The organism is Flavobacterium sp. KACC 22761, assembly GCF_034058155.1.
Lineage (GTDB): Bacteria > Bacteroidota > Bacteroidia > Flavobacteriales > Flavobacteriaceae > Flavobacterium.
Genome location: NZ_CP139148.1, coordinates 4,438,913 through 4,453,483, shown reverse-complemented (window position 1 = coordinate 4,453,483; position 14,571 = coordinate 4,438,913). Strand labels below are relative to the sequence as shown.

Below are 14,571 nucleotides of genomic sequence, written 5' to 3'. Positions count from 1 at the left end.
ACGATTTTGTTATCATTTAAAAGCGCTATATTTCGCTAAACAAATTTAGATTAGTGAGATTTCGCTATCAAATTATCTTCTTTTATGATTAATTGGAAATTCTTTTGAAAACTCAATTTTAAGTATGGTTCCGTTTTTGTTTTCCATTGAGAAATCAGCATCTAAATCGTCGCTTAAGCCTTTTATCAAACTCAATCCGAATGAATTAATTTTTTTGGCGCTGATATTTGCGTCAAAACCAATTCCGTTGTCGGCAATTGTCAGCAGGTATTTGTTTTCAGAAGTGGGCACCAAAGTCACGTAAATCATACCGCTTTTATCATCTGGAAAAGCATATTTAATTGAATTTGTAATCGACTCATTTAAAATTAATCCAAGAGGAACTGCCTGCGCGACATCTAATTCCAATGGATCGATTTTCAAATCAAAGCGAATTCGTTGTCCAAGTGAAAAAGATTCACGTAAATATTCGACCAATTCTTTGATGTAATTAGGCATATTGATGGTCGAAATATTCTCTGAATTATACAATTTCTGATGAATCAACGACATCGAATGAATACGATGCTGGCTGTTTTTGATTGCCGAAAGCGCCATATCATTCTCTAAATATGCCGATTGTGAATTGAGCAGACTTATAACGGTTTGAAGATTATTCTTAACACGATGATGAATTTCTTTCAAAAGCCATTCTTTCTCGTCGAGCAAATGTCTAAGATTGATGTTTTTCTGATTAATTTCTTTTTCCTTTAATTCCAATTCGGCATTATTTTTTTGCTTCAAACGGTATCTATTGTATAATAATGCAATTAATAATACCAATAAAACCAAACTGGATATGGAAACGATGTTCAGTAATTTTGATTTCTTTAAGGCCGTTTCCTGCAAATCGGTTTCTTTATCTAATTGTTTGATTTTTTGTTCTTTATTTTCAGTTTCGTAAGCAATTTTAAGTTCTTCTATTTCTTTGTTTTTCTTGCTTCTAAACATAGAATCACTTACAATTTTAAAGTTTTGAAAGTGTTTCAAGGCTCCTTTATAGTTTCCATCAAGAGAATCCAAACGGAATAATAATACCTGAAAACCTTCAGAATTGTAATCTTTTCTATAAGTCTTGCGAAGTTCCATAACCTTATCAGCATAAAATCGGGCTTCTTTTAACTTGTTTTGGTTCGCATAAAATAAACTCATAAAAATATACTGATGAATAATTTCTCTTGCGGTTTCGCTGCCTTTCAATTGTTTAGCATAAAAATCCATTTCCTTGAAATATTTCTCAGCTTTTGTATAATCTTTTAACTTTTCATAACAATTCGCTTTAATATAGGCAATACACATTTTGTCAAAGGTATTATTAGGAGGATATTTTGCAGTCATGGTATTGACATGATCAATGGCTTCCTTATTTTTTCCTTTTTCGGATAATGCCGCGATAGCACCAAAAAAACTTTTGTACCAAGATCCACTGTTTAAAGTATTTTGACCAATTTCGATACTTTTATCGTACATTTCCAATGCTTCTTCAGTGTGGCCGAGTATATTATAAACATCACCAAGTCGCATGTAGTAAACATCACCAAGTGTGAAATCTTTTTCTGCTTCCATTCTTTTTACGCTTTTTAAAGCATAATAAAGGGCAACTTTAAGATCGCTCTGATTTATGCCAATAAAGGCAATTGTGGTCTCCGTAAATTGTTGGTGGGTAAAATTAATTTTTCGCAGATCTACGAGATTTTGATAAAGCCTTTTTTTTGCCTCATTTATTTTTCCGCCCCAAAAATAAATGGTTGTGATTTTTGCGTAGTTCTCGATTCTTTTTTCCTCCATTTTTAATGAAGCGTAAATTGAAATTGCTTCTTGCAATATTTTTTCTTTCTGAGGATCTAAATTGAATAAAACTGTCCCATACGCATCTAAGGCCCGAGCAAGACCTAATTGATTATTTTGTTTTCTGCATTCCTCAATGACTTTCAAAAAGCATTTATTTCCTTCGGTTTGATTATTTGCCTGATAATAGAATTTTCCAAGCAATAACAAACTTTCATGTTGCCATTTTTTGATTTTTAGATTATTTGCTGCAACAACAGATTGATCTATAAAGTTTTTGGCATTTTGAAGGTCGTCTGGTTTTGAACCGGGTTTAAAAAGATAATAATTAGAAAGCTGATATAAGAGTTTGATATGATCTTCATTTTTTGTTTTCGCCAAAAGTCTTTTAGCCGAATCAATATTACCTTTATTAATTAAATCACTTCCAATACCATTTTCGCCATTATTAAAACCTTCGTCATAGGCAAGTGAAAGTGGAAGTTTATAAGCTTTGCAAGCCAATACAACAGAACTATCAGCGTCAATTGTGCCTTGATTGGCATTATATAAATACATGGAGCAGAACTGAATCAACAGTCTTTTTTTCTTCAAATCATAACCTAAAACAGATGGAGATTGTGCCGAAGAGAGGAAAATATTCAATAAAATCAAATAGAAAGTAAAGCGAAGTTTCATAAAGGATTTATTTTTAGGTTTTTGGTGAAACAAATATAAAAATAAACGCAACTGATTGCTTGAAAAAATATCAAGAAAATTCACATTAAAAGTTATTTTTATGATTTTTATTTGGTAAAAAAGTTAATTTAGTTCGATTAATTAAGTAATTTTATCTCAATGTTTTAGATTTGTAATAACACTAAAAATACCACAAAAATGAAAATGGCTTCTGGTTATGCTGAAAATTCGCCCGAATCTAATTTTAAAAAAAAAATTTTAATTGTAGAAGATCAATTTATTGAGGCACATGATTTACAGTTAATTCTCGAAAAGGCAAACTATGAAGTGACAGGAATTGCGCGTTCGGTTGATCAGGCCTTGGAGCAAATTGAGAGCGAAAAACCCGATTTGGTTTTTTTAGATATCATGTTAAAAGGAAGCAAATCTGGCATTGAACTGGCGCATTATCTCAAAGAAAAATATATTGGGTTTATATTCATTTCGGCCAATTCCAGCAAAAGCATTCTGGATCAGGCTAAAATGACACAACCCTACGGATTTATTGTAAAACCTTTTCGCGATCAAGATGTTCTCACAACTCTGGAAATTGCGTTTTATCGTCAGCAATATAGTTTGGAAACCCAGTTGATGCAACAATTCCAGCTTCAAAAGGAAATTACAGAAATTATAAATTCGGATTTAAAAAAAGAAGAAGCATTGCTGGCTTTTGGAAAAATAATTCAAACCTATATTCCTTTTGATTATTTAGAAACAGGATTTGTAACAGCTACAAATTATGACAATCTTGGGATTATTCGGAAAAATATAGATTTGTACCAAATTATTGACTCAAAAAAGCTTTCGCAAATTGCGGCAGTTTCTGAAAAAGAATTAAACGAAACCTACAACAAATCGAAGAAAGATACGGAGCCGATTATTTACAGTGAAGAATCGTTAATCAATAATCTTCAGGAAGCGCCTATCAAAGCACTTATTGCTCACAGTTTTAGAATCAAATCGTATTTGGTTTTTCCTATTATGGTTGCATCAATTCAGCGTTATCATTTTACTTTTTACAGCAGGAATTTAAATGTGTATTCTCAAGAAAACTTAAAACTCTTGTGTTCTCTTGAGCATACTTTTTCTCAGTTTATCAATAAAATTTATTCGAAACAAGATTTTAATTCAGTTGCTCAAAAAACTGAAATTAAACAGACAAAAAACATAAAAACAACAGAAGGTTTTGAAGGAATTATAGGCAACAGCTCGCAAATGATTTCTGTTTTCAATTACATACGCAAAGTAGCTCCATCTGATACTTCAGTTTTAGTTTTAGGTGAAAGCGGAACGGGAAAAGAAAAAATTGCCCAAAGCATTCACGCTTTATCTCCAAGAAAAGACAAACCATTCGTTATCATTAATTGTGGCGCTATTCCTGAAAATCTTGCCGAATCGTTGCTTTTCGGGCACGAAAAAGGCGCTTTTACGGGTGCGCTTGATCGCAGAATTGGCAAATTTGAACTTGCTGATGGCGGTACTGTTTTTTTGGATGAAATAGGCGAAATGTCGTTAGAACTTCAAGTAAAATTGTTGCGTGTTTTGCAGGAAAGAGAAATTGAGCGTGTTGGTGGATCTTCATCTTTAAAAATCGATGTTCGAATTATTGCCGCAACAAATAAAAATCTTGAAGAAGAAGTTGCGGCGGGAAGATTTAGAATGGATTTGTATTATCGCTTGCACGTTTTCCCGATTCTTGTTCCTTCTCTAAAAAAACGAAAAGAAGATATTCCAGATTTGGCCAATTATTTCATAAAAGTTTATAGTGAAAAACTGGGCCGCAAAGCTCCAATTATTTCTGATTTTGCGTTGCAGCAAATCATGAATTACAATTGGCCAGGAAACATTAGAGAACTAGAACACGTAATGCAGCGTGCCATTTTGCTGACAGAAGGAAATACAATCAAAGAAATTGAACTTTCGATGTCTGCAAAAATGCATCCGGAACAAACTGCTGAACCATTTTCTATCAAAACTATTCTAGAAAATGAGCGCGATTATATTCTTTATATTCTAAAAAAATGCAACGGAAAAATTTCTGGTGCTGGTGGCGCAGCAGAGATTTTAGATATTCATCCGTCAACGTTGAATTCGAAAATAAAGAAATTGGAAATTAAGAGAGAAATCAGCTAAGCAATTTTCTCGAGCCAGTTCGCAATAAATTCCGCAACAGTTTTCCAATTTTCCTGTTTCAAAACCAGATGATTGCTTTCTGGAAATTCTTTGTAGCAACTTATCGAATGTATATTGTTGTACTTTTTAAAATTTGAATGCTGAATTGAAGCTTTGATAAAATGATCTTTGGAACCAGACACGAATAATAAAGGACAATGTTTTTTTGCGAAATCTATTTTTGAAGCCGAAGATAAAACAGCTCTTAAAACTAATTTAGACTCTGGAATGGCTAATTTTTCGTATGTTTCTTTTTGTGCTTCAAATGACATTTCATTGGTAAAATAAAATTGCCATTTTTTGAAAGGCATCATATACGCTTTATTTGCCGAATCAAAAAAAGAAACAGTGCTCCAAATTGTTTTATAAAAGGAAAAGCTGAAATAAACAACTTCGGCTGGAGGAATAGTGTGCATGCAAACTCCAACAGAAACTAGTTCTTTTTGAATCAATAATTGTGTTAAAAGTCCGCCATAGGAATGACCAATCAAAATAGGTTTTTCAGGCAGTTTTTCAATAATTTCAGCATAATACTCTACCAAATCGTCAAGCCGAAGAGTGGCAATTTTAGAGTTGGAATTTGTTTGTCTTAAAGTTTCTGATGTTTCATTTTTATAAGGCCAAGGCGGCGCAACCGTTTTGTATCCTTTGCTTTTAAAAAAAACGATCCATTCTTCCCAACAAGAATGACTAACAAACGCCCCCGTAATAAACATAATCGTTTTTTTGCTAGATAAATACATAAGCTTACCTCGTTAAGATTGTTTTTAAAAAAGCAATATTAATTTGGTTTGCAAAAACAAAAGGAATGCCTTTTTTTCAAAGTATTGATTATAAAAGCATTCTTGTTAAAGGACATTTTGAAATTATTATATATCGTTAAAAAGAAGTTTTAATTATTGAAATATCATAATTTGAAATAAGATAAAGGTTTCTTAATGCCTTGTTTTAAAGTGTTTTGTATTTTGGTTTAATCTTTGCCCGCCTTAGTTCAAAAAAATGATAGCAATTTTTAAATTATAATTATGAAAAAAATTTATGATGCAGAAACACGTTTTGCCGATGCCGGCGATCGTAAAATTGCTTACCGTTCGTACGGAAAAGGGAAAGCGATATTTTTTGTAAACCGTTTTAGAGGAACTCTCGATACTTGGGATCCATTATTTGTGGCATTGATGGCAGAAAAGTTCAATGTTATTGTATTTGATTATTCCGGAATTGGTTCTTCAACAGGCAGTTTAGCACCCGATTTGACGATTGTTGCCAAAGATGTTAAAGACCTTGCCGATTTTTTGAAATTGGATACAATTGCAGTTTTAGGATGGTCTTACGGCGGATTGGTGGCTCAAGCGGCGACTTTATTATATCCTAATCTTGTGACGCATGCGGTTTTGGTTGGTACAAATCCGCCGGGAACAAATTTGGTTCCAATTGAGCAGGCTTTTTATGATGCAGCCCTAAAACCTTTAAATGATTTTGACGACGAAATTGTTTTGTTTTTTGAACCAAAATCAGAGTCAAGCCGATTGGCAGCAAAAGCGTCGCACGACAGGATTCATAAAAGAATTGAGGTTGAAAAAATTCCTTCGACCATGGATGTTTTTCAATTGTATTTTGGCGGAGGCGACAGTTTTAGAGAAGATGTTTTGAATTTTAGAGAACAAATCAAAAAGACTAAAACACCAATTTTGATCATTTGCGGCGATCACGATATTAGTTTTGCAGTAGAAAATTGGTATTCATTTTTCAATCAAATGTCCAATGCTCAGCTGGTTGTTCATTCTGGAACGGGGCATGCGCCACACCATCAATATCCAGAACTGACTTCAAAACAGATCATTAATTTTGTAAAATACACATAATAAATTTAGAATTTCAGTCACGCATAGGATTGAAATTCTATAAAAAATAGTATGTGTTAAAAGGAATAGTTTCTGCGACTATTCCTTTTTTTATGATTATTTTTTATGAACAAATTTTTTCAGCAAAAAGGATAAATGATATTTCGCTAAAAAGCCTTTTTTAGCGTAATATAACAGAGAAAAATGCTCTAAATTAAATATCGATTGAAGTATTTATTTTAGGCAAATAAAGCTGAAGATTTGCATTTTTGAAAGCATCCAGCGCTTTTTGATGGTCCATAATTATGAAGCCAAAAGTGTCGTAATGAACCCCCAAAACTTTAGTCACGCCCACAAGTTTTGAAGCTTCAATAGCTTCTTCAATTCCCATTGTAAGCCCGTCGCCAATTGGGAAAACGGCAAAATCAAGTTTAGTAAATTTTGGAATAATTTGCATGTCTAAAGTAAGCGCAGTATCGCCACTGTAATAGAAGTTTCCGTCAGAAGTTGTAAGCACAAATCCGCATGCGATACCGCCATAAGAGCCGTCCATAAAACTGCTTGGATGTTGCGCAATAACACATTTTACAGTTCCGAAATCAAAATCAAATTTTCCGCCTGGATTTATAGGATGTGCATTTTCGATTCCGTTTTTTAAAAGCCAGTTATAGATTTCAAAATTTCCAAGCACTTTTGCTCCAGTATTTTTTGCAATTCGTTCAACATCTAAAATATGATCGTAATGCGCATGCGAAATGAAAATATAATCTGCTTTTATGGCGTCAACATCAACATCTTTTGCTAATTCATTTGGTGTAATAAAAGGATCAAAAAGAATATGTTTTCCATTGGCATAAACCGAAAAACACGAATGTCCGTAATAGGTAATTTTCATAATTAAAGATTTAATTAGTTAATAATCAATCTTATTTTCAAGAAATATGCCAGCGGATTTTAATAAAAAAAGCGGCACAGATTTGTGACAGCTTTTTCAATTATTTTATGTGTTTGATATAAAATCAAATGAGTTTTTTACTTTTCTGAAACTTCTTTTAATTTATCCATTGCCTTTGGATACATGCTATTGAAATAATCCAAATAGTCATCAATAACATCCATTTCTACGGTTACGGTTGTAATGCCATTATTTTCCTGAAAACTATAATTTTCATGTCCGCCAGCCCATTTTTCGACTTGCTCGCCTGTGGTTACTTCAGTGTCTCCATCTATAAAGCCGTAATGCCGAATGGAAACAAAATCGGCAGGTTTGTGTGCTGCAATTTCCGACACCATTCCGCCTCTTTTACCGTTTTCATCTGTTCCAACAAAAAGGATTTTGCTTCCTTTGTCCCAACTGCCTTCGTAAGTAGAAGTAGGGTTGAAGGTTGCTGTCCAATATTCATAAGTGGCTTTGTCTTTTAAGCCGAGCATCGTTTCATATACTTTTTGAGCAGATGCATTTATTTCTTTTTTAAATTGTAATTTTTGCATGGCTTCTTTGTTTTAAAAGTTTATAAATCAGTTCGTTATTTAGTAACTTATTTTTTTTGGAATCTCGCTATTGCTGGTTGTTTTTATTCATCTTTCGCTCTGGTTGAATGCAGCATTTGCAATTTCCATCCGTTTTTAGTTAAAATTGCGGTTGCACTTTCCAGCCAATATACTTTTTTACTTGTTTTATCTTCAAATGAAAATACTGCGTGGTTTTTGTATGCAACCCAAGCCATTCCGTTTAAAATTTTTACTTCAATAATTTCAATTGAATTCACTCGTTTCGGAATCGGTTTATCAAGTAGAGCCTTGTCTAAATAATTTGCAATAGTATTATTGTTCCATATTTCTCCATTTTCTAAAAGAATAAAATCTTTTGTGTAGTATTTATCAATGTTTTTAGAATCTAATTTAGACCAAATTTCATCAAAAGATTCAATGATTAATCGTTCAATTTTTGATTTGTCGGTTTTGGTTGTGTTTTGTCCAAATGATAGTGTTGTAAAACATATCACGAAAATTAGGGTATGGAGTTTTTTCATTTTTTGTTTTTTTGATTAATAATGATTACACAAAGGCATAGACATTTACGTAGCGTTTTTTAAGAAGCACTTCTTGGAGCGCGTTATAGATATAGTGGTATACCTTTAAACTTTCGTTTTAATCTATTTTTAATTTGACTGCTAAGCTTGTTGTTTTTAAAATGAATATCGCCTAAAGATTTCATAGTAAAGAATGATTCGGGTAAGGTTGTAAGATTGTTGTTGTCCATTACAAAGCCATATAAATTAGGTAGTTTTCCAAAATTATCGGGCAGTTCTTCTATTTTATTGCTATCAAGACCAAAGTAGGCCAAACTTGTTAAATCAACAATGCTTGCGGGTAATTTAGAAATCAAATTTTTATCAAAATAGAGCCAAGTCAATTTTTTTAAATTTCCAATTGACGTTGGCAATTCTGAAATTTTATTGTAAGAAAAGCGTAAATATACCAAGTTAGAACAATTTCCTATTGTAACGGGTAGTGAAGTAAGTTCGTTACTGGAGATTTCCAAACGATATAAGTTTTTTAGGTCGCCAATAGTACTCGGAAGTTCTTTTATTTTGTTATTTGCACACTCAAAAACTATTAGGTTATTAAGTTTACCTATATTTTGAGGAAGCTCCGTAAGTTTGTTCATTTCTAAATACAGATGAGTAAGATTTGTCATTTTTACAATGGACGAAGGAATTGAGGGCACTTCATTAAACATCACGTTTAATTCTATTAAACTATCGAATGTTGAAATCCACTCAGGTATCTCGGTAATGTCATTAAATGCTAGATTTAGTGATTTAAGGTTAGTAAAAAGTTTGACTTCCTCAGGTATTTTTGTCAAAGATTGAGAAGACAAATCTAAAATTTGAACTTCTGTTGGAGATTTCATCGCCTCTGAAATGGTTTTGTAAACTTTCAGTCCTCGAAGATTTTCAGGAGGAACAGACATTGTTACAGCGCTGTTGGAATGTGAAAACACTTCATTATCACCTGCAATTGTTAGCTCTACAGGTTCAGACTCAGGTAAATCATTTTTTTTGGTTTTCAATTGCTCTTTATGCGATTGACAAGATGTAACAAGCATTAAAATGATTACTAGGTATTTCATTGTTTTTTATTTAGGATTTTTAATCACTTAATCCGATCGCGCGGATTTGCAATCCGTGCCCGCAACAGTAAGACACAAAGCAAATTATAAAAACAAAATTTACGTTTTTTTATTTACCGTTCGTTAGCGCAGATTTGTAATCTGTGCCCGCAACAGTAAGACACAAAACAAATCACTAAAGCAAAAGTTACACAATAAATGTACTTTTTTATAATTACAAATAATACTCTCCAATCTTTGCGGGCACGGATTACAAATCCGCGCTATAGTTGCGGTGATAGATCTGCGCGATCGGGGTATGTAGTGCTATTGAGTTTAAAACTTTTTTACTTTTAGATCTTTTCGCATTTCTGCAATTATTTTCTTTTCAATATCTTCAAAAGGTTTATTGATTTTTAATTTATTTGAGGCTTCGAAGAATTCATTTAAGTTATCAGAATTTTTAACTGATATATGTTTATAAAATTTTTCAAAAACTTCTTGAAATTCAGCGCGAATTTTATCTAAATCTGATATCATATCATCTGACAAAAAAGGTTGATTTATAGTATAGAATTCAATGTATTCATTTATTTTCAGCATCAGTTCTTTTCCTTCTTCTACGCTGCCTAAATATTGAAATCTATACAACTCTTTTTTTATTGTATAAGTTTTTTTTAGTAAATCTCTATAGATGTCAACTTTTTCTTTAAAAAGACCTCCATAGGCAATTTTACTTTTTTCAATAGATTTACTTGTCCAAAGATAAAAGATTATATTTCCAATTATAGTTATAATAATTGGTAGATATTTTTCGATAAAAGTAGGTTCTATATTGCACATTTGTTAAAGCATTACACATAACTTATATATAAGTCTGACGAAACTAGACTAATCAGACTTAGTTTGGTTAGCTTTGTCTAATAAGTATCTTTTTTATTATCCAAATATAAAAGAATTTACAAACACATAATAAAAATCCGATTAAATTTGCTAAAAACTAAAAAAAGCCGCCCCAATCAGGACAGCTTTTTCAAAAAAATAGTTGTGATATTCGGGTTAAACCCAGTTTAGTAAGCGAATTAATTTATTTTAACCAAATGAGCTTCAATCGCTTCTCTTTGAGGCTCGTATTGTGCTGGAAGTTTTAAGTTTTTGCCTAATTCTTCTAAGCTTTCATCTACAGTAAATCCAGGATTATCGGTAGCGATTTCGAACAAAACGCCGCCTGGTTCTCTGAAATATAGAGAGTGGAAATATTGTCTGTCGATTTGTGGTGTAATCTGTAATCCGTAATCTTCGATTTTTTCTCTGAATTTCATCAAAATTTCATCATTCTGAACGCGGAAAGCTACGTGATGAACAGTTCCGTTGGCATTCAAACCGCGTTTTTCATCAGCTAATTCTACTAGATCTACAATTGCAGCGTTTTCAACAGCATCAGTCGCATAACGGTAACGGTTTACATCTTGGTCAATCAATTTATAACCAAATATTTCTGTTAAAACTGCTGCAGTTGGTTTGATATCGTTCAAAGTCAACGTAATGTTGTGGAAACCTTTTGTTGCCACATCTGCTTTTACTTCGTCGGTTTCCCAAGCTTTTCTGTTGTCTTCGGTTTTAGATTCGATTAACTCTAGCTTCAATCCATCTGGATCTAAGAAAGTCAAATATTTTTCTCCGAATTTTTCAGCCGGTTTATTGTAAATTACGTTATATTTTTCAAAACGTTTTTGCCAGAAATCCAAGCTTCCTTTTGGAACAGAATAACCAATTTCAGTTGCCATTCCAGAACCTTTTCTTCCTTGCTGAATTCCTTCGCCCCAAGGGAAAAAAGTCAAAATTGTTCCGGCGCTTCCTACTTCGTCACCAAAGTAAAAATGGTAAGTTCCTGGATCGTCAAAATTCACTGTTTTTTTGATGAATCTTAATCCTAAAATGTTTGAATAAAAGTTAAAGTTGCGTTTAGCGTCACCTGCGATTGCAGTAATATGGTGTAAGCCTAAAATTTTATTTTCCATGGTATTTTTATATTAAATTGTTGTTTGATTTTCTTATACAAATTTACGTTGGTTATGCTTCTGCATTGATTAACCTAGATTAAGAAATGAAATAGAAGCATTTTTGAAACTTTTAAACGATAACCAAATAACATTCCACTCGAATTAATGTCTTAGTATTCAAGGATTTTTAGATAAAGTTCGTTTTGAGATTACACGATATATCGTGATTTTACGGAATGTGAACTGTATATTTAGAAAATAGATGGTTATTTAATTAACACTATTTCTTAAATTTACTTTTTTACCGCCAAGAAATACCACTGAAATACCATTATGGAAAAGCCGATAGATCAAACTGCAATCCTAATAAACCGAATGCAGGAAAGAGAAAAAGAACAAAAACTCATTTTAGCTATCTGCGCATCACTTTCTCAAGTTTCGAATAAAATAGAATTTAATGCTATTGTTGAAAATGTTTTAAAAGACAATTTTCAGTTTGATGATTTTATTTTGGCTTCTTCAAATGAAGCAGAAACCGAATATCAACTCTTTTATCAATCTTCGAATACAACTTCCGAAACAAAAAAATATGTTTTGAATGACGGATTTTTTGATCGTTGTTTGAATTCTGCCGAAATGGTTGTTTTCAATTTAAGCGAAAATCAAAATCATCCGGATTATATTCAGACTGTTTGTAAAAAAGGTTTTAAAGATGGAATCGGAATTTGTCTTCCTCATATTAAAGGAAACCGAAATGTGCTTTTTCTTTTCTTCAAAAAAGCCAAAACTTTCAGCAAAGAATCTGGTAGGATTTTAAGAGGAATTGCGATGCAACTGTCTATTACGATTCGAAATATTAGTTTGACAGAAGAATGCGAAAGAAGTCGACAAGAATTGGCAGTATTAAAAAGTAAGACTTCTAAAGAATTGGAATTAAATATTGAGGAACAAAATGAAGGATTTCATGGAATTATTGGAAATAGCGATGCCATGCAAAACGTTCACAACATGATTTCGCAAGTGGCATTTTCTTCTTCGACTGTTTTGATTTTTGGTGAAACGGGGACAGGAAAAGAATTGGTTGCAAAGGCAATTCATGATTTGTCGCCAAGTTCTAAAAACAAAATGATTAAGGTTAATTGTGCATCAATTCCAGAAAATTTAATAGAAAGTGAATTATTTGGACATGAAAAAGGCGCTTTTACCGGAGCTACGGAACAACGAATAGGAAAGTTTGAACAAGCCGAAAACAGTACAATTTTTTTAGATGAAATAGGAGAGTTGCCTTTAGAATTGCAAGGAAAACTTTTGCGAGTTTTGCAAGAAAAGGAGATTGAACGTGTTGGTGGCAACAAAAGTATAAAAGTGAATGCCAGAGTGATTGCAGCAACCAACAGATCACTTGAAAAAGAAGTTGCCGAGCAAAGGTTTAGAAGTGATTTGTATTATCGTTTGAATGTTTATCCAATTTTTTTGCCGGCCTTGCGCGAGCGCAAAGAGGATATTGAGGTTTTAGCGAATTTTTTCTTAAAAAAACATTCAGAAAGAATCGGTAAAAAAATAAAAGGTTTTTCGAAAAAAGTGCTCCAAAATATGAAAGCAAATCCTTGGCAAGGAAATGTACGAGAATTGGAAAATATGATCGAAAGAAATATTTTGTTTGCCAAAGAAGAGGTTATAAAAGAAATGACTTTTCCTGAAATTTTTAAATCAGATCTAAGTTTTTCTGAAACGACATTAGATACTAAAACATTGCAGGAAGTAGAGAAGGAGCATATTTTAAAAGTGATTAAAAAATGCAACGGAAGAATTTCGGGGCCACAAGGCGCTGCCAAATTGCTAGGACTTCCGCCAACAACTCTTGCTTCCAGAATGCAAAAAATAGGAATTAAAAGAGAACACTTTTTAGACTGAGTATAGCATTATAATTTTATAAAAATAGACTTTCTCAGTTTGGGTTCAATATTTTTGGTTTTGTGACCTTTTCCTGTAGTGTCTTCTACCAATAATATTGAACCGGTTGGGAATGTTCTCTTTTCACCTAATGACGTTTCAATTTCCACACCGCCATCCAATAAAACTATATATTGACGGTCTGGAGCATTGTGAAAATCGTAATCATAAGATGGATTCACTTCTCTAAAAACGATCGATTTAACAGGTTCATCATCAGATAAAAAGCCAATGTCGCCATTGTTCTTCAACGGAACTTCAAAATCTTCAAAATGACTTTCACCGTTGGAATCACTATAAACGCGAGTAATCGTAATCATTATTTTTTGTTGAAAATTAATGCGTTCGCACAATCGACTTCGTCTTGACTGATGGTATGTCCCATATTAGGATAGATTTTTTTTGTAACATCTGCTCCCATTTTTGCCATCAAAGCTTCAGTCTCATTTACTCTTTCTACAGGAACATGAAAATCGGGATCACTTGTTCCTATAAAAACAGGAGTGTTTTCGAAGTTTCCAGCATAATGGTTTTCATAAACTTGATCACCAATCAGTCCGCCAGTAAATGCTACGATGCCTCCATATTTTGCAGCATTTCTAGTGGTGAATTCTAAAGCAAGACAAGCTCCTTGCGAAAAACCTAAAAAGTAGATATTTTCCTTTTCAATTCCGTTTTGCTGAATGGCTACAACAACTTGATGAATGGCTTCTAATGATTTTGAAAATGAAGGCTCATTTTGATCAAGAGGCGCTAAAAAAGAATAGGGATACCAAGTTCTATTTTCGGCCTGAGGAGCAACCAAAGCAAAATCATCCACTTTAAGATGTTTTGCAATGGACAGGATATCATGAGCTCCTGCGCCACGTCCGTGAATCATGATCAAAGCTTTTTTAGCTTCGTTTAAAGGTACGCCGTCTGTTAATATTTCTGTATTCATAAG

The 14,571-nt window shown here is 32.8% G+C and carries 13 protein-coding genes; 3 read left to right on the top strand and 10 right to left on the bottom strand.

Translation table 11 applies throughout. The annotated features are described in order from the left end of the window. Positions 1 to 72: 72 nt before the first annotated feature. The gene (locus SCB73_RS18935) at positions 73 to 2,505 is read right to left on the bottom strand and encodes a sensor histidine kinase (protein WP_320567744.1); all 2,433 of its coding nucleotides are present in this window, start codon (positions 2,503 to 2,505) and stop codon (positions 73 to 75) included. 198 nt (positions 2,506 to 2,703) lie between these two features. On the opposite strand from SCB73_RS18935, the gene SCB73_RS18930 reads away from it, so the two are divergent. Next, on the top strand, positions 2,704 to 4,677 hold the full coding sequence (locus tag SCB73_RS18930) for a sigma 54-interacting response regulator (protein WP_320567743.1): 1,974 nt from the start codon (positions 2,704 to 2,706) through the stop codon (positions 4,675 to 4,677). Here the strand turns inward: SCB73_RS18930 and SCB73_RS18925 are convergent. Beyond that, positions 4,674 to 5,459 (bottom strand): alpha/beta hydrolase, encoded by a 786-nt coding sequence (locus SCB73_RS18925; RefSeq protein WP_320567742.1) that lies wholly within the window; start codon positions 5,457 to 5,459, stop codon positions 4,674 to 4,676. The two genes, SCB73_RS18930 and SCB73_RS18925, sit on opposite strands and share 4 nt — an antisense overlap. A gap of 282 nt (positions 5,460 to 5,741) precedes the next feature. Here SCB73_RS18925 and SCB73_RS18920 point away from each other — a divergent pair, with 282 nt between their 5' ends. Further along, positions 5,742 to 6,578, top strand: a complete 837-nt coding sequence (locus SCB73_RS18920) for an alpha/beta fold hydrolase (protein ID WP_320567741.1) — start codon at positions 5,742 to 5,744, stop codon at positions 6,576 to 6,578. 193 nt (positions 6,579 to 6,771) lie between these two features. On the opposite strand, the gene SCB73_RS18915 is transcribed toward SCB73_RS18920, so the two are convergent. The 6 genes from SCB73_RS18915 to SCB73_RS18890 form a co-directional block, all read right to left on the bottom strand. Beyond that, the gene (locus tag SCB73_RS18915; RefSeq protein ID WP_320567740.1) at positions 6,772 to 7,452 is read right to left on the bottom strand and encodes a metal-dependent hydrolase; all 681 of its coding nucleotides are present in this window, start codon (positions 7,450 to 7,452) and stop codon (positions 6,772 to 6,774) included. A gap of 137 nt (positions 7,453 to 7,589) precedes the next feature. Continuing rightward, positions 7,590 to 8,048: an SRPBCC domain-containing protein gene (locus SCB73_RS18910; protein ID WP_320567739.1), complete on the bottom strand. Its 459-nt coding sequence runs from the start codon at positions 8,046 to 8,048 to the stop codon at positions 7,590 to 7,592. Positions 8,049 to 8,131: 83 nt separating this feature from the next. Then, complete coding sequence (locus SCB73_RS18905; RefSeq protein WP_320567738.1) at positions 8,132 to 8,590, bottom strand: DUF4440 domain-containing protein; 459 nt, start codon at positions 8,588 to 8,590, stop codon at positions 8,132 to 8,134. Between the two features lie 83 nt (positions 8,591 to 8,673). Next, positions 8,674 to 9,693: a leucine-rich repeat domain-containing protein gene (locus SCB73_RS18900; protein ID WP_320567737.1), complete on the bottom strand. Its 1,020-nt coding sequence runs from the start codon at positions 9,691 to 9,693 to the stop codon at positions 8,674 to 8,676. Between the two features lie 315 nt (positions 9,694 to 10,008). Beyond that, positions 10,009 to 10,515 carry a hypothetical protein gene (locus SCB73_RS18895; RefSeq protein ID WP_320567736.1) on the bottom strand — a complete coding sequence of 169 codons (507 nt, stop codon included), beginning with the start codon at positions 10,513 to 10,515 and terminating at the stop codon, positions 10,009 to 10,011. Between the two features lie 239 nt (positions 10,516 to 10,754). Then, positions 10,755 to 11,693 (bottom strand): ring-cleaving dioxygenase, encoded by a 939-nt coding sequence (locus SCB73_RS18890; protein ID WP_320567735.1) that lies wholly within the window; start codon positions 11,691 to 11,693, stop codon positions 10,755 to 10,757. A 315-nt stretch (positions 11,694 to 12,008) separates the two neighbouring features. Between SCB73_RS18890 and SCB73_RS18885 the strand changes: the two genes are divergently transcribed. Further along, complete coding sequence (locus tag SCB73_RS18885) at positions 12,009 to 13,589, top strand: sigma-54-dependent Fis family transcriptional regulator (protein WP_320567734.1); 1,581 nt, start codon at positions 12,009 to 12,011, stop codon at positions 13,587 to 13,589. 8 nt (positions 13,590 to 13,597) lie between these two features. On the opposite strand, the gene SCB73_RS18880 is transcribed toward SCB73_RS18885, so the two are convergent. Both SCB73_RS18880 and SCB73_RS18875 read right to left on the bottom strand, forming a co-directional pair. Continuing rightward, positions 13,598 to 13,948 (bottom strand): cupin domain-containing protein, encoded by a 351-nt coding sequence (locus SCB73_RS18880; protein WP_320567733.1) that lies wholly within the window; start codon positions 13,946 to 13,948, stop codon positions 13,598 to 13,600. Continuing rightward, positions 13,948 to 14,568, bottom strand: a complete 621-nt coding sequence (locus tag SCB73_RS18875) for an alpha/beta hydrolase (RefSeq protein ID WP_320567732.1) — start codon at positions 14,566 to 14,568, stop codon at positions 13,948 to 13,950. Before SCB73_RS18875 ends, SCB73_RS18880 begins: the two co-directional genes overlap by 1 nt. Positions 14,569 to 14,571: the final 3 nt, after the last annotated feature.

Excerpts from the sequence above, each read along its gene's own strand:
- SCB73_RS18875 (WP_320567732.1), bottom strand. The coding sequence starts at position 14,568 with ATGAATACAGAAATATTAACAGACGGCGTACCTTTAAACGAAGCTAAA.
- SCB73_RS18915 (WP_320567740.1), bottom strand. The coding sequence starts at position 7,452 with ATGAAAATTACCTATTACGGACATTCGTGTTTTTCGGTTTATGCCAAT.
- SCB73_RS18930 (WP_320567743.1), top strand. The coding sequence starts at position 2,704 with ATGAAAATGGCTTCTGGTTATGCTGAAAATTCGCCCGAATCTAATTTT.
- SCB73_RS18885 (WP_320567734.1), top strand. The coding sequence starts at position 12,009 with ATGGAAAAGCCGATAGATCAAACTGCAATCCTAATAAACCGAATGCAG.
- SCB73_RS18935 (WP_320567744.1), bottom strand. The coding sequence starts at position 2,505 with ATGAAACTTCGCTTTACTTTCTATTTGATTTTATTGAATATTTTCCTC.
- SCB73_RS18890 (WP_320567735.1), bottom strand. The coding sequence starts at position 11,693 with ATGGAAAATAAAATTTTAGGCTTACACCATATTACTGCAATCGCAGGT.
- SCB73_RS18905 (WP_320567738.1), bottom strand. The coding sequence starts at position 8,590 with ATGAAAAAACTCCATACCCTAATTTTCGTGATATGTTTTACAACACTA.
- SCB73_RS18880 (WP_320567733.1), bottom strand. The coding sequence starts at position 13,948 with ATGATTACGATTACTCGCGTTTATAGTGATTCCAACGGTGAAAGTCAT.
- SCB73_RS18910 (WP_320567739.1), bottom strand. The coding sequence starts at position 8,048 with ATGCAAAAATTACAATTTAAAAAAGAAATAAATGCATCTGCTCAAAAA.
- SCB73_RS18895 (WP_320567736.1), bottom strand. The coding sequence starts at position 10,515 with ATGTGCAATATAGAACCTACTTTTATCGAAAAATATCTACCAATTATT.
- SCB73_RS18920 (WP_320567741.1), top strand. The coding sequence starts at position 5,742 with ATGAAAAAAATTTATGATGCAGAAACACGTTTTGCCGATGCCGGCGAT.
- SCB73_RS18900 (WP_320567737.1), bottom strand. The coding sequence starts at position 9,693 with ATGAAATACCTAGTAATCATTTTAATGCTTGTTACATCTTGTCAATCG.
- SCB73_RS18925 (WP_320567742.1), bottom strand. The coding sequence starts at position 5,459 with ATGTATTTATCTAGCAAAAAAACGATTATGTTTATTACGGGGGCGTTT.